The 17956-nt window shown below is 72.5% G+C and carries 19 protein-coding genes; 15 read left to right on the forward strand and 4 right to left on the reverse strand.

Annotated features, from left to right (window positions below; genetic code table 11):
- The first annotated feature begins 14 nt into the window (after window positions 1-14).
- Window positions 15-812 (forward strand): hypothetical protein, encoded by a 798-nt coding sequence (locus LN251_RS05480; RefSeq protein ID WP_458243363.1) that lies wholly within the window; start codon window positions 15-17, stop codon window positions 810-812.
- A 118-nt stretch (window positions 813-930) separates the two neighbouring features.
- Window positions 931-1620 carry a hypothetical protein gene (locus tag LN251_RS05485; protein WP_458243364.1) on the forward strand — a complete coding sequence of 230 codons (690 nt, stop codon included), beginning with the start codon at window positions 931-933 and terminating at the stop codon, window positions 1618-1620.
- 3 nt (window positions 1621-1623) lie between these two features.
- Here LN251_RS05485 and LN251_RS05490 read toward each other — a convergent pair whose 3' ends face one another.
- Entirely contained in the window at window positions 1624-2484 is an 861-nt protein-coding gene (locus tag LN251_RS05490; protein ID WP_458243365.1) for an alpha/beta fold hydrolase, read from the reverse strand.
- Between the two features lie 68 nt (window positions 2485-2552).
- Here LN251_RS05490 and LN251_RS05495 point away from each other — a divergent pair, with 68 nt between their 5' ends.
- The 8 genes from LN251_RS05495 (at window position 2553) to LN251_RS05530 (ending at window position 10023) form a co-directional block, all read left to right on the forward strand.
- Window positions 2553-3002 (forward strand): MarR family transcriptional regulator, encoded by a 450-nt coding sequence (locus LN251_RS05495; protein ID WP_458244133.1) that lies wholly within the window; start codon window positions 2553-2555, stop codon window positions 3000-3002.
- A 194-nt stretch (window positions 3003-3196) separates the two neighbouring features.
- The gene (gene glnII / locus LN251_RS05500) at window positions 3197-4225 is read left to right on the forward strand and encodes a glutamine synthetase (protein WP_458243366.1); all 1029 of its coding nucleotides are present in this window, start codon (window positions 3197-3199) and stop codon (window positions 4223-4225) included.
- A gap of 123 nt (window positions 4226-4348) precedes the next feature.
- On the forward strand, window positions 4349-4471 hold the full coding sequence (locus tag LN251_RS05505) for a hypothetical protein (protein WP_458243367.1): 123 nt from the start codon (window positions 4349-4351) through the stop codon (window positions 4469-4471).
- Window positions 4472-4556: 85 nt separating this feature from the next.
- Complete coding sequence (locus tag LN251_RS05510) at window positions 4557-5123, forward strand: winged helix-turn-helix domain-containing protein (protein ID WP_458243368.1); 567 nt, start codon at window positions 4557-4559, stop codon at window positions 5121-5123.
- A 72-nt stretch (window positions 5124-5195) separates the two neighbouring features.
- Complete coding sequence (locus tag LN251_RS05515; protein WP_458243369.1) at window positions 5196-6188, forward strand: NAD-dependent epimerase/dehydratase family protein; 993 nt, start codon at window positions 5196-5198, stop codon at window positions 6186-6188.
- A 173-nt stretch (window positions 6189-6361) separates the two neighbouring features.
- On the forward strand, window positions 6362-7630 hold the full coding sequence (locus LN251_RS05520; RefSeq protein ID WP_458243370.1) for a sensor histidine kinase: 1269 nt from the start codon (window positions 6362-6364) through the stop codon (window positions 7628-7630).
- Entirely contained in the window at window positions 7615-8268 is a 654-nt protein-coding gene (locus LN251_RS05525) for a LuxR C-terminal-related transcriptional regulator (RefSeq protein WP_458243371.1), read from the forward strand. The genes LN251_RS05520 and LN251_RS05525 overlap by 16 nt, the downstream gene beginning before the upstream one ends.
- Before the next feature lie 189 nt (window positions 8269-8457).
- Complete coding sequence (locus LN251_RS05530) at window positions 8458-10023, forward strand: DUF1996 domain-containing protein (protein WP_458243372.1); 1566 nt, start codon at window positions 8458-8460, stop codon at window positions 10021-10023.
- Between the two features lie 75 nt (window positions 10024-10098).
- Here the strand turns inward: LN251_RS05530 and LN251_RS05535 are convergent, their stop codons facing one another.
- Entirely contained in the window at window positions 10099-10518 is a 420-nt protein-coding gene (locus LN251_RS05535; RefSeq protein ID WP_458243373.1) for a hypothetical protein, read from the reverse strand.
- Window positions 10519-10610: 92 nt separating this feature from the next.
- On the opposite strand from LN251_RS05535, the gene LN251_RS05540 reads away from it, so the two are divergent.
- The 5 genes from LN251_RS05540 (at window position 10611) to LN251_RS05560 (ending at window position 15859) form a co-directional block, all read left to right on the forward strand.
- Entirely contained in the window at window positions 10611-11150 is a 540-nt protein-coding gene (locus LN251_RS05540) for a tetratricopeptide repeat protein (protein ID WP_458243374.1), read from the forward strand.
- Window positions 11151-11201: 51 nt separating this feature from the next.
- Window positions 11202-13124 (forward strand): hypothetical protein, encoded by a 1923-nt coding sequence (locus LN251_RS05545; RefSeq protein ID WP_458243375.1) that lies wholly within the window; start codon window positions 11202-11204, stop codon window positions 13122-13124.
- Between the two features lie 88 nt (window positions 13125-13212).
- Window positions 13213-14097 (forward strand): metal-dependent hydrolase, encoded by an 885-nt coding sequence (locus tag LN251_RS05550; RefSeq protein ID WP_458243376.1) that lies wholly within the window; start codon window positions 13213-13215, stop codon window positions 14095-14097.
- Window positions 14097-15113 (forward strand): PDR/VanB family oxidoreductase, encoded by a 1017-nt coding sequence (locus LN251_RS05555; protein WP_458243377.1) that lies wholly within the window; start codon window positions 14097-14099, stop codon window positions 15111-15113. Before LN251_RS05550 ends, LN251_RS05555 begins: the two co-directional genes overlap by 1 nt.
- A gap of 56 nt (window positions 15114-15169) precedes the next feature.
- The gene (locus LN251_RS05560) at window positions 15170-15859 is read left to right on the forward strand and encodes a TetR/AcrR family transcriptional regulator (protein WP_458243378.1); all 690 of its coding nucleotides are present in this window, start codon (window positions 15170-15172) and stop codon (window positions 15857-15859) included.
- Window positions 15860-15874: 15 nt separating this feature from the next.
- On the opposite strand, the gene LN251_RS05565 is transcribed toward LN251_RS05560, so the two are convergent.
- Window positions 15875-16234, reverse strand: coding sequence for a 5-carboxymethyl-2-hydroxymuconate Delta-isomerase (locus tag LN251_RS05565; protein WP_458243379.1), 360 nt, complete (start codon window positions 16232-16234; stop codon window positions 15875-15877).
- 35 nt (window positions 16235-16269) lie between these two features.
- Window positions 16270-17892 (reverse strand): SpoIIE family protein phosphatase, encoded by a 1623-nt coding sequence (locus tag LN251_RS05570; protein ID WP_458243380.1) that lies wholly within the window; start codon window positions 17890-17892, stop codon window positions 16270-16272.
- Between the last annotated feature and the right edge of the window lie 64 nt (window positions 17893-17956).

Here is a 17956-nt window from a genome sequence, read left to right on the forward strand (position 1 = left end):
TACCCTCCGCCGCCATGACCTTCGGTGATCAAGGAACGCCGTACGACCCGTGGGCGGCGGAGCGGGAGCGCGTACGCAGGGCACGACGGGCACGGGCGGCCGCGGCCGCCGCGGTGGGCGTCGTGCTCGTCGCGGCCGCCGCCGCGGGCATGGTGCTGTACTCCGGTGACGGCGCGGGCGAGGCGGCCGCGGCGAAGACGTCGGGGAGCCCCCTGGTGTCCGCCACCCCGGACGTCCGCGTCTCCGGCTCCCTGTCCGGCGCCCCCTCCTCGCTCCCCTCTCTCCTCGCACGCCCCGTGATCCGGCCCGAGCAGGCGTTTCCCTCGAAGAGCGTCCGGCTGAAGGACGGCTCCCGTTACGAGCGGGTGGACCTGGCGACCACCACGGAGTGCGCCCGCGGGATGTCGCAGCAGCTGGCGGCGGTGGCCCAACAGGGCAAGGGGTGCGTCCGGTTGACGGCGGCGCTGTTCACGGACGCCGACCGCCGCTCGCAGATCACCGTCACCGTGGTGAGTTTCCGGCGGGCGGAGGACTCGGGGATGGTCTTCGGGATGGCCTCCATGGACCCGGTGACGTACCAGGTGGTCTCCCTCGACCCGCCCGCGCAGGCGGGGCTGCCGACCGTGCCGCCCGGGTCGGCGGGGGTGTTCCGGCGGTTGGCGACCGTGCGGTCCGTGGTGTTCGCCAACGGGCAGTGGGGCGACGGCTCGGAGACCGCGGAGGCCGTGCTGACGAAGGAGACGGAAGGGCTGCTGCGGCACGTGAACGACACGGTGGTGGCCTACGAGGAGGACAAGGTCGGCGGCCTGTGAGTCCGCTCCAAGTCTCCTGTGACGCAGGTTACTTCGGTGAGTCCCGCAACCGCTGAGTAAGTCTGTTCGGTATCTCGTACATAGCGGCGTACGCTCCCCTACCTCTCAGGAGGCGCGCATGTCGCGCAGGAGAACTGTCGGTACGAAGAAGAAGATCGCGCTGCTGGTGAGCGCGGCGGCGGTGGCGGGCGGCGGTGCCTTCGTCATGGCGAGCACCTCCAACGCCGCGCAGAGTCCGCCGAAGACCCTGTCGGCCGCGGACTCGAACGTCTGCCAGGGGCTGGCCACCGCCCTCGGCAACAACCAGAAGTTCATCGACGGGCAGCGGGCCAACCCCGACGCCCAGTCCGCGGCCCGGATCGCCAACCGCGAGGCGGTCATCGCGCAGATCAAGGTGCAGCAGAAGGCGTCCGGTTGTGCGGTTGGGGAGTCGGCTCAGGGCTCCCAGTCCGCTCAGCCCGCGCAGTCGGCTCCGCCCGCGCAGGCCGCACCGCCCTCGCAGGCCGCCTCGGCGCCCGCGGGAAACGCGAACGCGGGTGGCGCTGCCGCGTCCGGCTCCGCCCGGCAGGTCTGCAAGGGCTCCACCGTGACGCTGTCGGGCGAGGCCGGCGCGCCTGCCGCGTCCAGCAACCAGTTCCCGGCGGGGACGACGCTGAAGGTCACCAACCTGGACAACAACAAGTCCACGACGGTGAAGGTCACCTCGGTCTCCGGCAGTTGCGCCCTGCTGAACAACGCGGCCTTCGAGCAGGTCCGCGAGCCGGGCAAGTTCCTGATCCGCCGGGCCCTGATCGAGAAGGTGGGGTGAGGCTCACCCGTTCAGGAACTCCGTGAGGAGGCGCCCCAGTTCGGGGGGCGCGGACTGCGGCAGCGCGTGATGGGAGACGCCGGGGACCACGACCGTCTCGACGCGCGGCAGCAGTCCGGCCGCCCGCTGGGCCACCTCGTGCGGGTCCTGGGTCCTGCTGCTCCCGGCCAGGAGCAGCAGGACCGGCATGTCCAGCCCGCGCAGCGCCTCGGGCGCCGGGCGCGGACCGGCCACCGGCTTCGACACGGAGGGGAAGCCGGCGGCCGCCTCCTGGAGGCGGAGCCAGTCGGGGTCGAGGGGGGCTCCCCCGGTCTCCCACTCCAGGAAGGCGCGGACCCCGCGGGGCGAGGGCCGCAGCAGCGACGGCAGGGCGTGCAGCAGGTACGCCGGCCGGAACCCGGCGAAGCACTGGGCGGGGTCCAGGAGGAAGAGCCGGCGCACCCGGGCGCGTGCCCGCAGAGCGTGCCGCAGGGCGATCCAGCCGCCGTAGGAGTGCCCGCCCACGGCGGTCTCGGCCAGGCCCAGGCCGTCGAGGACCGCGTCCAGCCAGTCCGCCAGGTCCGCGGCCGTACGGGGGTGACGGCCGCGGACCTCGGTGCCGCGGCCCGCGCAGGCGGGGAGGTCCACGGCGTGGACGCGGTGGGTGCGGGCGAGTTCGGCGGCCTGGGCGTACCAGGAGGCCGAGGTGGCTCCCCCGCCGCCGGGCAGCAGGACGACCGCCGGTGCGTCGGGCGGGCCGCACCTGTTGACGTACGCCGTTCCGAAGGGCGTGGGGACGGTCACCGCCTCGCGCTCGGCGGGCCACTTCGCCATGACCTTGTCGTACGCGGCCAGGAAACCCTCCCGGTCGAACGCGGTGCGCATCGCCTCCGCCTCCTCTATTATCTCGTCGAGCGAGATACTCGGTGAGCGAGACGATACCGGAGAAGGACATGCAGCCCCAGGGCCCGGAACTGGACATCGTCCATCTGCTGCGCGCGGTGACGGTCGAGCTCGGTCTGCTCAGCGGCAGGTTCGCGAGCCGAAACCAGATGCATCCCACCGACGTCCGCGCGCTGATCGCCCTGATGGACGCCGCGCGCGAGGGCGAGGAGACGACGGCCGGGCGGCTCGGCGCCGCGCTCGGGCTGAACTCGGCCGGCACGACGGCCCTGGTGGACCGGCTGGTGCGGGCCGGGCACGTGCGGCGGGTCCGCTCCGAGCGGGACCGGCGCAGGGTCGTGATCGAGGTGGAGGAGCAGGCGGTGGCGCTCGGGTGGGCCTTCTTCGGGCCGCTGATCGGGCGGACGGCGGAGCTGCTGCGCGGATACGACGAGCGGGAACTGGCCGCCGTCAGGGGGTTCCTGGAGGGCGTACGGGAGGCGGCGGCCACGGAGGGCTGACGGCTCGGCCGCCGCACACGTCCGCACGCCGTGAATCGCGCCACACCGACGCCAGGTAACACGGGGTTCACATTCGAGCAATGGCCGGGAAACCGCCTGTTGACAGGCTCGCGGCCATCGAACAGCGGCGCCCCAGTGCCGCAGCGCCGCAGCACCCGCAAGTGCGCCTGGACATACCCCGAAGGATGTGGCCCGTGAGCTTCAAGGCTGAGTACATCTGGATCGACGGCACCGAGCCGACGGCCAAGCTGCGTTCCAAGACGAAGATCCTCGCCGACGACGCAAAGGGTGCCGAGCTGCCGATCTGGGGCTTCGACGGGTCCTCCACCAACCAGGCCGAGGGCCACGCCTCGGACCGCGTGCTCAAGCCGGTCTTCACCTGCCCGGACCCGATCCGCGGCGGCGACGACATCCTCGTGCTGTGCGAGGTCCTGAACATCGACATGACGCCGCACGAGTCCAACACCCGTGCCGCGCTCGCCGAGGTGGCGGAGAGGTTCGCCGCGCAGGAGTCGATCTTCGGCATCGAGCAGGAGTACACCTTCTTCAAGGACGGCTACCCGCTCGGCTTCCCCAAGGGCGGCTTCCCGGCCCCGCAGGGCGGCTACTACTGCGGTGTCGGCGCGGACGAGATCTTCGGCCGTGACGTCGTCGAGGCGCACCTGGAGAACTGCCTGGCCGCCGGTCTCGGCATCTCCGGCATCAACGCCGAGGTCATGCCCGGCCAGTGGGAGTTCCAGGTCGGCCCGCTGGCCCCGCTGGAGGTCTCCGACCAGCTGTGGGTGGCCCGCTGGCTGCTGTACCGCACCGCCGAGGACTTCGGCGTCTCCGCGACGCTGGACCCCAAGCCGGTGAAGGGCGACTGGAACGGCGCCGGCGCGCACACCAACTTCTCCACCAAGGCGATGCGCGAGGGCTACGACGCGATCATCACCGCGTGCGAGTCGCTCGGCGAGGGCTCCAAGCCGCTGGACCACGTCAAGAACTACGGCGCCGGCATCGACGACCGCCTCACCGGCCTGCACGAGACCGCCCCGTGGAACGAGTACTCCTACGGCGTCTCCGACCGCGGCGCCTCGGTGCGCATCCCGTGGCAGGTCGAGAAGGACGGCAAGGGCTACATCGAGGACCGCCGTCCCAACGCCAACGTCGACCCGTACGTCGTGACGCGCCTCCTCGTCGACACCTGCTGCTCCGCGCTGGAGAAGGCCGGCCAGGTCTGATCCGGCCGCCCGGCCTCCGAGGGGCGTCCACCGTGCGCGGTGGGCGCCCCTTCGTGTCCGGGAAGGCGTCCAAGCAGTGGGAACGGGCTCCTCGTGCCGGCCGCCGTCTGCTTCAATGGGCCCATGGCCAGCTTCCAGAAGCACACCGCGACGGGTCGCCATGACCTCGAGCCCTTCTGGCCCTCCCGTCAGCACCACGACTTCGACCGGGTGTGTTGCCGCGCGAACACCGCGCCGGCCCTCTGAAGCCGTACCTCACCCGGCCTCCGGCCAGCGCGCAACGGCGTACGTCCTTCCCGACGAACCTCTCGCGCGAAAGAGCTGACCTGTCATGGCGACCACCCGTCCGCTGTCCCCCGCTCCCGCCCCCGTCTCCGCCCTCACCGCCCCCGCCCGGCACCGGCTGCGCGCCGTCGACCCCGACGAGGTGATCGACGTCGCGGAGTTCCTGCCGCCCGGCGCCACCTGGCTGCCCGCGCCGCAGCACACCCTGCCCACCCTGCCGGGACAGCCGCCGATGGTCGGCTACCTCGTCCTCATCCCGGCCGACCGCCCGCACGCCGCCCCCGCCGACGCGGCCCCCGGCCTGCCCGGGACGGCCGGCGACCCGCTCGTCCGCATCGACGCCGTGCAGCGCACCGCCTCCGTCGACGGACGCGAACTCGACCTCACCTACCTGGAGTTCGAGCTGCTCGCCCACCTGGTCGCCCACCCGAACCGGGTGCACACCCGCGACCAGCTGGTCACCACGGTGTGGGGATACGGGCACGTGGGCGACGGCCGCACCGTCGACGTCCACATCGCCCGGCTGCGCCGCAAACTGGGCGCCGAGCACCGGCAGGCGATCCGGACCGTGCGGCGGGTCGGCTACAAGTACACACCGCCGGCCGGACGTTGAGCCCGCCGCTGCTCCTCTGCTGACGGCAGAGCGCCGTTCCGTCCCGCGTCCCGACCGGGCAGAGTCACCGGCATGAGACTTCTGGTGCTCGGTGGTACGGAGTTCGCGGGACGGGCCGTCGTGGAGGCGGCCCTCGGGCGCGGCTGGGAGGTGACGGTCCTCAACCGGGGCCGCCACCGCCCACCGGACGGCGTACGGGAGCTGCGCGGCGACCGTACGGCGCCCGGCGGGCTCGACGCCCTCGCGGACGGCGAGTGGGACGCCGTCGTCGACACCTGGCGGCTGGCGCCCCGCGTGGTGCGGGACGCGGCCCGGCTGCTGCGCGGCCGGGCGCGGCGGTACGTCTACGTCTCCAGCTGCTCGGTGTACTCCTGGGCGCCGCCCGCCGGGTACGCCGAGGACGCGGCCGTGGTCGAGGGCGCCGACCCGGACGCGGAGGAGACGGACTACGCCCGCGACAAGCGGGGCGGTGAGCTGGCCGTGCTGGACGCCTTCGGTGCGGAGGACTCCGTCCTGGTGCGCGCCGGGCTGATCCTCGGTCCGCACGAGAACGTCGGACGGCTGCCGTGGTGGCTGGCCCGGACCGCCCGGGGCGGCCCCGTGCTGGCCCCGGGCCCGCGGGAGCTGCCCCTGCAGTACGTCGACGTCCGCGACCTGGCCCAGTGGATCCTCGGCGCGATCAAGCAGGAGCTCAGCGGGCCGTTCAACCTGATGAGCGAGCAGGGGCACGCCACGATGGGCGAGTTGCTGGAGGCGTGCGTGGCGGTCACCGGCTCCGCCGCGGAGCTGAGGTGGACGGCGCCCGAGGTGATCCTCGACGCCGGTATCGCGCCGTGGACCGAGCTGCCGGTGTGGGTGCCGCCGGGGACGGACATGCACGACGCCCTGCACGCGGCGGACGTCTCCCGTGCGGTGGCGACGGGCCTGGTGTGCCGGCCGGTGGGCGAGACGGTCGCGGACACCTGGGCCTGGCTGCGGTCCGTCGGGGGGACGGCCCCCTTGCGTTCCGCCGCGGCGGTCAAGGGGCTCGATCCGGAGGTGGAGGCGAAGGTGTTGGGTCGGTGATTCGGCTGCGGGCCGGTGGGGGTTGATCGCGCCCACGCGGCGGAGCCGCACAGGGACACAGCCCCGCGCCCCCTTCAGGGGCGCGTCACGGGCCGGGGTGTACCTGGCAACACCCCCGAACCCGGGGGCCCGGCCCCGTGACCTGCCCCCACCGCTCGGCCAGACTCTCTGCCATGAACACCAACACGAAGAGCGGCTCTCTCTCCACGAGGGCCCGGGCCGTGGCGATCGCGGCGGGGCGGGGGTTCGTGCTGACTCTGGTGAGCCTTCCGGGAGCGGTGCTGGGCTTCACGCTCTCGCTGCTGTCGATCGCGCTCGTCCCCCTCGGCATCGGGGTGCTGACCACGCCCTGGGTGCTCACCCGGGTACGGGCCTTCGCCGACTGGCGGCGCGCGCTGGCGGAGCGGTGGGGCGGGATACCGATCCCGTCGGCGTACCGGCCCGTCCCGGAGGGGGCCAACGCCTGGTCGCGGACGTACGCGATGCTGCGGGACCCGGCGACCTGGCGGGACCTGCGGTGGCTGCAGGTCGACATGACCGCGGGATACGTCACCGCGCTGCTGCCGGCCGTGCTGCTCGTCTACCCGCTGGAGGGCCTCGCGGTCGCCGCCGGGCTGTGGCGGCCGCTGTCGGCGTCCGGCGGGTACTGGTACGGCTTCGTGCACGTCACCGACCAGAGCTCCGCCCTCGGCGCCGGCGCCCTGGGCGTCGTCCTGCTCGTCCTCACGCCCTTCGCGCCGCGCATGCTGACCACCCACTTCAAGCTGACCCGGGCCGTACTGGGCGCCAGTCAGGCCGAGTTGGCCGAGCGGGTACGGGTGCTCACCGAGACCCGGCGGGACGCCGTGGACACCTCCGCCGCCGAACTGCGGCGGATCGAACGGGACCTGCACGACGGCGCGCAGGCCCGGCTGGTGGCGATGGGCATGGACCTGGGCACCATCGAGCTGCTCATGGACAAGGACCCCGCGAAGGCCAAACAGCTCCTCTCGCAGGCCCGGCAGTCCTCCGTGGACGCCCTGGCCGAGCTGCGCGAACTCGTGCGCGGCATCCACCCGCCGGTGCTCGCCGAACGCGGACTGGGCGACGCGGTGCGGGCGTTGGCGCTCAGGCTGCCCCTTCCGACCGAGGTGACGGTGGAGCTGGACGGGCGGGCGGAGGCGCCGGTGGAGTCGGCCGCCTACTTCGCGGTGAGCGAGGTGCTGACGAACGCCGTCAAGCACTCCGGCGCGGACCGGATCTGGATCGACCTGCACCACGCCGAGGGCCGGCTGCGGGTCGGCGTGACGGACGACGGCAAGGGCGGCGCGGCGATCGGGGCCGGTTCGGGGCTGGCCGGGGTGGAGCGGCGGCTCGGTACATTCGACGGTGTCCTGGCCGTCAGCTCGCCCGCGGGCGGCCCCACCATGGTCACCATGGAGATCCCTTGCGCGTTGTCCTAGCCGAAGACCTCTTCCTGCTGCGCGACGGACTGGTCCGGCTGCTGGAGGCGTACGACTTCGAGATCGCCGCCGCCGTCGAGTCCGGCCCCCAACTCGCCGGCGCCCTGGCCGAGCTGGACCCGGACGTCGCCGTGGTCGACGTGCGCCTGCCGCCGACGCACACCGACGAGGGGCTGCAGTGCGCGCTGCGGGCGCGCCGGGACAGACCCGGCTTTCCGGTGCTGGTGCTGTCGCAGCACGTGGAGCAGTTGTACGCGCGCGAGCTGCTGGCCGACGGCAGCGGCGGGGTGGGCTATCTGCTCAAGGACCGGGTGTTCGACGCGGAGCAGTTCGTGGACGCCGTCCGCAGGGTGGCGGCGGGCGGTACGGCGATGGACCCGCAGGTGATCCAGCAGCTGCTGTCCCGGCGGGCCGCCGACGACCGGCCGCTGGCACGGCTGACCCCCCGGGAGCGGGAGGTCCTGGAGCTGATGGCGCAGGGCCGCTCCAACGCGGCGATCGCCGGGCAGCTGGTGGTGACGGAACGGGCGATCGCCAAGCACACCTCCAACATCTTCGCCAAACTGGACCTCGAGGTGTCGGACGATGACAATCGCCGCGTTCTGGCGGTCCTCGCCTACCTGGACCAGGACCGGTGAACGGCCGCTGATTTTCCGTAACTTCCCCTGCTCAGAGGGCGGTTGGGAAGCAAAAGCCGAGTAAACCTCTGATTTGTTCGTGAGGCTGCTGAACACCTCTGGGACGACGCCCGTATGAGTGGGAGCCGCTTCACTCCTGTCGGGCGCCTCGAAGCCCCGCCAAGCCCGCAAGGAAGTCAGAGGAGTTCCATGGGACGCAACACACGCAAACGCCGTACGCCGCTGGCCACCAAGGCCATAGCCGCATCGGCGGCCCTAGCGCTCGGTGGGGGCGGGCTGATCTGGGCGAACTTCTACGCCTCGGCGCACGAGTCGAACAACTCCGGGCAGAACCAGACCAAGGCCGCCGCCGGCCAGGTGGCGACGATCGCCTGTCCCGACGTCCAGCAGAAGCTGACGAACGTGCCCGAGAAGGCCCGTCAGGGCGTGGCGACGGAGCTCGCGAACCTCGACAAGCAGATCACCGAGGCCTACGCCCGGCTCGCCTCCACGCGCCAGGCGCAGACGCAGGACGCCGGCTTCGTGCAGAACGCGATCGTCGGCCCCCTCAAGGAGAAGCGGTCCGCGACCCTCGACCGGATCCGTATCGACATCCAGCGCGTGGGCGGCCAGGTCGACGCGGCGGGCCTTAGCGCGCTCGCCGCCTGCACCACGCAGACCGCCAACCAGACCACGGCCGGTGGTCAGCAGCAGAACGGCGGCCAGCAGCAGGGCGGCCAGCAGCAGCAGAACGGCGGCCAGCAGCAGGGTGGTCAGCAGCAGAACGGCGGTCAGCAGAACGGCGGCCAGCAGCAGGGCGGCCAGGCCGGCGCCGGCCAGAACATCGGCGGCCAGGCCGGCAACGGCCCCGTGGCTGCCGACTTCGTGGACATCACCAAGGTCCAGCCGAACGTCGCCGCGAAGCCCCGCAAGAACGGCAACGCCTCCACCGGCACCTTCGTCACCCGCTGCGGTGTGAACGCGAACAAGAACCACAACACCGACAACGTCATCGTGGCGCCCGGCGTGAACAACGGCGCGCACCACCTGCACGACTACGTCGGCAACCAGAAGGTCAACGCGTTCTCCACCAACAACTCGCTGATCGCGGACCAGACCAGCTGCCAGAACCAGGGCGACCTGTCGGCCTACTACTGGCCGGTGGTGCGTCTCCAGAACGGCACGCAGGACTTCGACCAGAACGCGGACGGCGGCGGCAAGGAGGGCAACGTCGGCAAGATCCTGACGCCGGTCCAGGCGCAGATCAAGTACGTCGGCAGCCCCACCAGCAAGGTCACCGCGATGCCGCAGTTCCTGCGCATCATCACCGGTGACGCCAAGACCACCACCAACGGTCTGGCGAACGCCAACGCGCACTGGTCCTGCACCGGCTTCGAGAACAAGGTCCAGCTGACCACGCAGTACCCGATCTGCCCGCAGGGCAGCAACGTGGTGCGCACCTTCGCCTTCCAGTCCTGCTGGGACGGCAAGAACATCGACAGCGCCAACCACCGCACGCACGTCGCGTTCGCCGACGCCAACGGCAACTGCGGCAACGGCTTCAAGGCGATCCCGCAGCTGACCATGCGCCTGGTCTACAAGATCGCCCCGCCGGTCCTGCAGAACGGCCAGGTCAAGAACGCCTACGCGGTGGACGGCTTCCCGGAGCAGCTGCACAAGGCGGCCACGGACCACGACGACTTCATCGCGGTCTTCAAGAACAACCTGGCGAACACCATCGCCAACTGCATCAACCAGGGCAGGCAGTGCCAGTGACGCACGGCTGACAGACCCGCGAAAGGCGGGCGGTGGGAATCTCCCACCGCCCGCCTTTCGTATGTGCCGTACGGCTCAGCCGCTGTGCGACGAGCCGTGCGCGCTGTGGTCGGTGCCGATCTCCTCCTCGCCCCCCAGCGTGGTCTGCAGCGCCTTGACGATCTTGTCCGTGCCGACGGCGACCCACTTGCGGCCGACGAGGTAGTGACCGCCGTAGTCCTTCGCGTCGTTGATCCACTCGCGCTGGCCGCGGTCGGTGGCGAACGTGGCGAAGACGTACTTGCCGTCGGAGGTCTTGCAGATGGCCTGGCGGACCTCGTCGGAGTCGATCTGCATGTTCGGCCTGCACTTCACCTTGGCCGCCAGGCTCTCCAGACTGCCGGTGGCGGCCGTCGGGATCTTCGCGGCCGCGTCGCTGTCTCCGGATCCACAGCCCGCCAGCGCCAGAACGGCCACGGCGCCGGCCGCGGCGAGCATCGGTCGGGTCAACCTCATCTGTTCCTCCGGGTCGCTCTGTTGGCCAGGCCCCACGGGCCCGTTCCCTTCGATACGGCTGCCGGGCACGGGGCGCTCAATCGGATTGAGGGATGTGGCCACAGGTGTGCGAGGGTAGGCCGGTGAATCAGGACTGGGAAGACCGTGTGGCCGCCGCCTGGGCCACCTTCGACGACTATCCGGAAGAGCGGGCGGCGGACTTCCGGGCGGTGATCGACGCGCTCGTCGCCGAACTGCCGGCGGGCAGCCCGCTCGGCCCGTTCGAGCAGGCGTGCGCCTGGGACTCGACGGGGCACTCCGACAAGGCGGCTCCGCTGTACCGGGAGGCGCTGGCCGCCGGGCTGAGCGAGGCCAGCGGCTACAAGGGCAGGCGGGCGAAGATCCAGCTGTCGAGTTCGCTGCGCAACATCGGGCAGGCGGAGGAGGGCGTCAAGCTGCTGACGCCCGAACTGGACGCCCCTTCGGACGAGTTGGACGACGCGGTGCGCGCCTGTCTGGCGCTGTGCCTGTCGAGCCTCGGCCGGGACCGCGAGGGGCTGTCCCTCGTCCTGGGCGCTCTCGCGCCCCATCTGCCGCGCTACCAGCGGTCGATGGCCCACTACGCGCGGGCGCTGGTCGAGCCGGAGGACTGAGCGGGCGGCGTGCGACGGTGACCATCCGACGATTCGCTCGTTCTGCTGAACGTGCAGTCACAGGATGTCGCCCCGCGCCACGCAGCCTCTTCCAGCGACCCGGCCGTCGACGTCGAGCGGGCCGAGGCTGCGCTCGTCGAGCACTACCCCCGGCTGGTCCGGCTCGCCTACCTCGTGCTGCCGCCGAGCCTCGGCCGCAACCGGCGCGTGGTGACCGCGCACGCCCTCACCCAGCGCGCCCTGCCCCAGGGCCGCGCCCAGTCCCCTGTGATCCCGGCCCAGTCCACGGGCCGCGACCGCGACCCCGGGTACGCCGTGGTCCGCCTCCAGGTGCTGCGCAACGCCCTGGAGGCGGGGCGCCCGCTGCGCTTCACGGCGCTGCCCAGGCGGTCCCAGCTTCCGCCGCTGCTCCCCCAGGTGTGGGGTCTGCGGCTGTTCCCCCGCTCGGGCGGCGCCGACGAACTCGCCCTGGACCAGCGCCTGTCGGCCCTGTCCGGGCCGGCCCGCGCCGCCTACGTGCTGCGCGGTCTGGAGAGGCTGCCCGACGCCGACGTGCGCGAGATCCTCACGGCCGCCGGCTGCGACGACGTCAAGGGGGCGCTGCGCGAGGCCGACGAGGTGTCGGCGGCCCACCATCCCCTGCTGGAGTCCCCCGAGTTCGACCCGTGCTCGCTGCAGGCCCGGCCCACCGATCTGATGCGCCGCCGCCAGCACACCAAAGCCGCGGTCGTGGCCGCCGCGGCGCTCGCCGTGACGGGCGCGCTGCTCGGGATGCCCGGTGACGGCTGGGGTCCCGACGGTGCGGCGGCCCCCGCCTACGCGCAGAATCCGGCCGCCGAGGCCGCCCTGAACCCGGGCCGGCTGACCGAGGTGGCCCCCACCGCGTGGGAGTCCTCGGCGCGAACCGACTTCTCCGTCTGGCCCGCCCGAGGTGAACTGACCGGCGACCGCGCCCTGTTGCGCCGCGCCCTCGCCGTCTGGGCCCGCCCCGGCGAGCGTGTCCGGGTCTCCGCGACGCCGGGCACCCCCTCGGGCGGCCCGTCCGGCCCGCCCCAGCTGCTGTACGCGGGAAAGGTCGACAGCGCGCGGGTGGTCATCCTCTACGACGGTCTGCGCATCGTCCGCTACGCCGAGCCGGCCGACGGCACCCAGGGGGCCGCCCTGGACTTCGCGCGGGTCGACGGCGCCGACCGGGCGGGGGCGAGCGCGGTGGTGCTGGGCCGGGCCGACGGCAACGTCCGCTATCTGACGGCGCCCTGGGTGACGAAGGCCGCCGAGCGGGACCTGCTCAAGCCGGACGCCGGGGCGACGGACCTCGGCCTCGCCAAGGGGATCACGTCGCCGCTGGCCGGCCCGGCCGAGCAGACCGGCGCCTGTGCGTCGTGGAACGTGCTGGAGCTGACCGACGGCACGAGCACCTGGCTGCTGACCGACCTCGGCGAGCTGGTCCCGGCCCGACTCACCACCGGCCGCCCCGGCTCGTCCGCGCAGGTCTCCGCGGCGCGGACGCTGCGGGCATGGGCGCCGTACGGCTGTTCGCTGGCGGCGGTGCGCTCGGCGGGTGTGCGGGCCGTCAACGCCTGGGCGTACGCCGCGCAGCCGCTGCCGGACGGAAGCGGGTCGGCGGACTGGGTGTGCACGCGCGCGGAGACCTGGCGGGGCGGCGGCACACGTGTGCTGGCACAGTTCGGAACGCCGGGCGGCAGGTACGGGGCGGTGGCCGCGAAGGCCGAGAACGCGGCGGCCTGCGGCCCGAAGGACCCGCACGTGCTGGCGGGGGTGCTGTGGAAGTCGGAGACCAAGGGCTGGTACCTGCTGGCGGCCGGCGGGCCGGGGACGGCGTCGGTCACCGCGACGGGCGGCATCGAGGCCTCGGCACGCGGGAACGAACTGGCGGTTCCGGCGAAGCAGGGCCGGCAGGCCGAGTTGAAGGGCACTCTCGACGACGGCCGGGTGATCGGCGGTCTGCGGTAGGAGCGGGACGACCTCCTAGTTGACACTGGCGTCAACAAGTCGGCGCAGAAGGGTTCCGTAGAACCCTACCCGTCAGTACATTGACGCCATGTCTCACAAGCGGGCCTCGGAGCGGGTCGACCTCAAGGCGCGGAAGGTGTCCTTCTCCTGGGAGGACACGCCGCTGCACTGGGTGCCCGGGGACCCGTTCACCACGCACACCATCAATGTGCTGCACCTGCTGCTGCCGGCCGGTGAGCGGTGGTTCGTGCACGTCTACAAGCAGGTCCTGCCGCTGATCCGGGACGAGCGGCTGCGCGCGGACGTCATCGGGTTCATCGGCCAGGAGGCGATGCACTCGCAGGCCCACGACGAGGTGCTGCCGCATCTGAGGGAGCTGGGGCTCGATCCGACGCCGTACACCGCGCAGGTCGACTGGTTCTTCGAGAAGCTGCTCGGCGACCGGACCCTGCCGCCCGGCCGGGCGCGCCGGTGGTGGCTGCTGGAACGGGTCGCACTGATCGCGGCGATCGAGCACTACACCGCCTTCCTGGGCGACTGGGTGCTGAATGCCGGCGAACTGGACCGGCGGGGCGCCGATCCCACCATGCTGGACCTGCTGCGCTGGCACGGAGCCGAGGAGGTCGAGCACCGGTCGGTCGCCTTCGACCTGTTCATGCACGTCGACGGCAGCTACCGGCGGCGAGTGCGCACCTGGGCGACCGCCTTCACGGCACTGGTGTTCCTGTGGCAGCGCGGCTCCCGCTTCTTCATGGCGAACGACCCGACGCTCGCCGACGGCAAGGCGTCCTTCAAGGACTTCTACGTCAGCGGCCGACGGGGCACCCTGCCCGCGACCGGCGACCTGCTCAGGTCGATCCCGCGCTACCTGAGCCGCGCCTACCACCCCTCCCAGGAGGGCTCCACCGAGCAGGCGGTCGCCTATCTGGCCTCCTCCCCCGCCGCCACGGCCGCAGAGAAGGGCGCCGCCTGATGCCCAAGCCGCTCACCGTCGCCGCCCTCGCCACGGCCGCGCTGCTCACCCGGCACGCGCTGCGCCGGCGCGTCCGGGTCTCGCCGCTGTGGCCGATGCCCGCGCTGGACCCGCCCGTCTCCGGCCGGCCGCGCTCCCGGGCGCTGCGGCTGCTGGTCGCCTCGCGCGAGACGGTCGCCGACGGCGTCGTACAACTGCGTCTGGAGGGTGAGCAGCTGCCGCGCTGGGAGCCCGGCGCGCATCTCGACCTGGTGCTGCCGTCGGGGCTGGTGCGGCAGTACTCGCTGTGCGGGGACCCGGCGGACGGCTCCTCGTACACGGTGGCCACGCGGCTGGTCGCGGACGGGCGAGGGGGCTCGCGCGAGGTGCACGAGCAGCTGGCGGAGGGGATGGAGCTGGAGGTGCGCGGACCGAGGAACCGGTTCCCGCTCGTCGAGGCCCCGTCGTACGTCTTCGTCGCCGGCGGCATCGGGATCACGCCGATCCTGCCCATGCTGCGGGCGCTGCCGGAGGGGACCGAGTGGCGGCTGCTCTACTGCGGGCGGTCGCGGGAGTCCATGCCGTACCTGGCGGACGTCGAGAAGCTGGGCCCGGACCGGGTCACGGTGGTCACCGGTGTGCCGGACCTCGACGCGCTGCGGGTGCCCGAGGGCGCCGTCGTCTACTGCTGCGGCCCAAAGGGGCTGATGGCCGCCGTGGCGGAGCGCTTCGAGCGGGTGCGCCTGGAGCGGTTCGCGCCGCGTACCTCCGGCGGCGCGGCTTTCGAGGTCGAACTGCGGCGCAGCGGGCGGACGTTGACGGTGCCGGCCGACTCGACGGTGCTGGCCGCGGTGCGGGCCGAGCTGCCGGACACGCTCTACTCCTGCGAGCAGGGGTTCTGCGGGACCTGTCAACAGCGGGTGCTGGAGGGAGAAGTGGAGCACCGGGACGAGTTGCTGACGGACGCGGAGCGTGACGACTCGATGCTGATCTGCGTTTCGCGGGCGCGAAGTGATCGGCTTGTGCTGGACATGTGAACACCGATGGCCGGACCGGCCCGTTCGGGGCCGGATCCGATCGGTAAGGTGTTCGCATGAGTACCGGGGTACGCCGCAGGATGGGAGTCGATGAGCGGCGGCAGCAGTTGATCGGCGTCGCCCTCGAACTGTTCAGCCAACGCTCTCCCGACGAGGTCTCGATCGACGAGATAGCAGCCGCCGCGGGCATCTCCCGTCCGCTGGTCTACCACTACTTCCCCGGCAAACTCAGCCTGTACGAGGCCGCGTTGAAGCGCGCCGCGCAGGACCTCGCGGGCCGTTTCGACGAGCCGCACGAGGGACCGCTCGGTGACCGGCTGCGGCGCGTGATGCGCCGGTTCTTCGATTTCGTCGACGAGCACGGCCCGGGTTTCTCGGCGCTGATGCGCGGCGGCCCGGCGGTCGGCTCCTCGGCGACCAACGCGCTGATCGACGCCGTACGGCAGGCCGCCTATGTCCAGATCCTTTCGCACCTCGACGTCGAGGACCCGCCCGCGCGGCTGGAGCTGGTCGTGCGCTCCTGGATCTCGCTCGCCGAGTCGACCGCGCTGATCTGGCTGGACGGCCGGCGCATCCCGCGCGCGGAGCTGGAGAGGCAGCTCGTGCACGACTTCGCCGCGCTGGCCGCGGTGAGCGCCGCCTACGACGAGGAGATGGCGCAGGTGGTGCGCCGCATGGTCAAGGACGAGCCGCCGGACGGGGCCTTCGCGGACCTCGCCGCCCGGCTGATCGGGCTCGCGTCCTGAACCCGGGCCGCGCCCTCAGCGTTCGAACTTGCGGTACGACGGGTCGAGGTCGCGCACCTCGGCGGAGGCGTGCAGGACGGTGTGGCCGTCGTCGGCCACATGCTTCTTCAGCAGCTCCAGCACGGTCTCGGTCAGCTTCGCCTTGGTCTCCTCGGTGCGGCCGGCGAGGAGTCCGATCATGACGTGCACCACGGCGTGGCCCAGCTCGCCCGGCTCCTCGTAACCGAACGCGGTGACCTCCGAGGCGCGGAACTGCGTCTTGCACGCCTCCGGCTTGGCGGCGGCGATCTCGACGAGCGAGGCGTGCAGCTCCCGCGCGAAGCCCTCCCGGTCGAAGTCGATGTGCTTCGAGTGGTCGACGATGATCTGCGGCATGGGCACTCCTGTTCTACGACGGCGACAGGCTCACCCTAGTCGGCCAGCTGCAGGGCCAGCATGGCGATGTCGTCCTCGTGGTCGCTGCCGAAGGAGGCGAGGAGCGTGTCGCACAGGGCGTCCAGTCCGGGCAGGGCGCCGACGGCGGCGGCCCGCAGCTGTTCCATGGAGACCGACAGGTCCACGCCGCGGGTCTCGATCAGGCCGTCGGTGACCATCAGGAGCCGGTCGGCGGGGTCCAGGTACAGCTCGGTGGGCGCCGGGTGCGGCAGGCCCACGCCGATCAGCGGGCCGGACGCCTTGACGTACTCGGCGTCGCCGGAGTCCCGCAGCAGCAGGGGCGGGATGTGGCCCGCGTTGGCGATGCGGGTGCGCCCGGTGGCGGGGTCGATCAGCACCAGGCACACGGTGGCCGTCACATCGGGGTGGAAGCGCTGGAGCATCCGGTCCAGCCGTTCGGCGAGCACCGCCGGGTCGCTCTCGTCGACGCAGTAGGCGCGCAGCGCGTGCCGGATCTCCACCATGACCGTGGCCGCGTCCAGCGAGTGCCCGACGACGTCGCCGACCGCGGTGAGCACGCCGTCGTCCAGGTGCAGCGCGGCGTAGAAGTCGCCGCCGATCTCGGTCTCCCGGGACGCGGGCACGTAGCGCACGGCGATGTCGATGCCCGGCAGTTCCGGCAGCCGGTGCGGCTCGGGCAGGAAGCTGTGCTGGAGGGTGAGGGCGACATGCCGCTCGGCCTGGTACATCAGCAGCGGTTCGGCGGCCAGCGCGGTGGCCTGCGCCAGCTGGGCCAGCAGCGCCTCGCCCTCGGGGCTGACCCGGCGCAGGCCGCGGGTGGGCGTGGCCAGGCACACCGGGGCCCGGCCTCCCTGGGTGAGGACGAGTGCGAGGCGGGCGTCGTGCTGCACACCGGGCCGGAAGAAGCCGGCGGGCCACAGCGGCGACGGCACGGTGGTGATCTGCACCCCGGCCTGGCCGCGGGTCAGGCGCCGCAGCAGCGCGGCCACGGCCTGGTGCGCGCCCTCGTCCGGCAGGGACAGCCCGGTGCGCCCCCGGTACAGGCCGCGGTACAGCCCGTCGTCCCGGTCGAGGACGAACACCGCGGCGGGGCAGCCGAGGAGGCGTGCGGTGCCGTCGGCCGCGGCGTCGGCGAGCTCCTGCAGCGAGCGGGCGGCCTGGATGGTGACGATCGTCTCCGACAGCAGCCGCAGCCGTTTGACGAGCGCCTGGTCGTCGGCCCGCAGCCGGGCCGCGCGCACCGCGGCCCGCACCGCCGCCTCGATCTCCTCCGGCTCGGCCGGCACCGTCAGATACGCCTCGGCGCCCGCGAGCAGGCCCTGGCAGCGGTCGGCGGGCGGTGCGGCGAGCGCGGAGAAGTGCACCACGGGCAGGCCGGACATGTGCGGGCGCTCCCTGAGCCGGCGGCACAGTTCGAAGCCGCTCATGTCCGGAAGGTGCACGTCGACGAGGGCCACGTCGGGCATGGTGCCCTTGCGCAGCCGTACGTCGAGCTCGTTCAGCGCCTCGCCGCCGCTGGCGACCGGGACGACCTCGTGGCCGGCCCGGCGCAGCACTGTGCCCATGGCGTAGCGGCTGGCGGCCACGTCGTCCACGACCAGCACGGTCGTGCCTGTCAGCTTGCCGTTGTCGTCCATCCTCTGCCCTTGGACAGGCCGGTGGGACGGCCCCCGACTTTCGGGGTCCGTCCCACCAAAGTAA

It is taken from the genome of Streptomyces sp. MAI_2237 (genome assembly GCF_054189285.1).

What these genes read in the sequence shown, in the direction of transcription:
- LN251_RS05540 (WP_458243374.1), top strand. Translation starts at nt 10,611, where the DNA reads ATGTGGCCACAGGTGTGCGAGGGTAGGCCGGTGAATCAGGACTGGGAA.
- LN251_RS05565 (WP_458243379.1), bottom strand. Translation starts at nt 16,234, where the DNA reads ATGCCGCAGATCATCGTCGACCACTCGAAGCACATCGACTTCGACCGG.
- LN251_RS05560 (WP_458243378.1), top strand. Translation starts at nt 15,170, where the DNA reads ATGAGTACCGGGGTACGCCGCAGGATGGGAGTCGATGAGCGGCGGCAG.
- LN251_RS05480 (WP_458243363.1), top strand. Translation starts at nt 15, where the DNA reads ATGACCTTCGGTGATCAAGGAACGCCGTACGACCCGTGGGCGGCGGAG.
- LN251_RS05515 (WP_458243369.1), top strand. Translation starts at nt 5,196, where the DNA reads ATGAGACTTCTGGTGCTCGGTGGTACGGAGTTCGCGGGACGGGCCGTC.
- LN251_RS05555 (WP_458243377.1), top strand. Translation starts at nt 14,097, where the DNA reads ATGCCCAAGCCGCTCACCGTCGCCGCCCTCGCCACGGCCGCGCTGCTC.
- LN251_RS05535 (WP_458243373.1), bottom strand. Translation starts at nt 10,518, where the DNA reads ATGAGGTTGACCCGACCGATGCTCGCCGCGGCCGGCGCCGTGGCCGTT.
- LN251_RS05505 (WP_458243367.1), top strand. Translation starts at nt 4,349, where the DNA reads ATGGCCAGCTTCCAGAAGCACACCGCGACGGGTCGCCATGACCTCGAG.
- LN251_RS05510 (WP_458243368.1), top strand. Translation starts at nt 4,557, where the DNA reads ATGGCGACCACCCGTCCGCTGTCCCCCGCTCCCGCCCCCGTCTCCGCC.
- LN251_RS05495 (WP_458244133.1), top strand. Translation starts at nt 2,553, where the DNA reads ATGCAGCCCCAGGGCCCGGAACTGGACATCGTCCATCTGCTGCGCGCG.
- LN251_RS05490 (WP_458243365.1), bottom strand. Translation starts at nt 2,484, where the DNA reads ATGCGCACCGCGTTCGACCGGGAGGGTTTCCTGGCCGCGTACGACAAG.
- LN251_RS05550 (WP_458243376.1), top strand. Translation starts at nt 13,213, where the DNA reads ATGTCTCACAAGCGGGCCTCGGAGCGGGTCGACCTCAAGGCGCGGAAG.
- LN251_RS05485 (WP_458243364.1), top strand. Translation starts at nt 931, where the DNA reads ATGTCGCGCAGGAGAACTGTCGGTACGAAGAAGAAGATCGCGCTGCTG.
- LN251_RS05570 (WP_458243380.1), bottom strand. Translation starts at nt 17,892, where the DNA reads ATGGACGACAACGGCAAGCTGACAGGCACGACCGTGCTGGTCGTGGAC.
- LN251_RS05530 (WP_458243372.1), top strand. Translation starts at nt 8,458, where the DNA reads ATGGGACGCAACACACGCAAACGCCGTACGCCGCTGGCCACCAAGGCC.
- LN251_RS05520 (WP_458243370.1), top strand. Translation starts at nt 6,362, where the DNA reads ATGAACACCAACACGAAGAGCGGCTCTCTCTCCACGAGGGCCCGGGCC.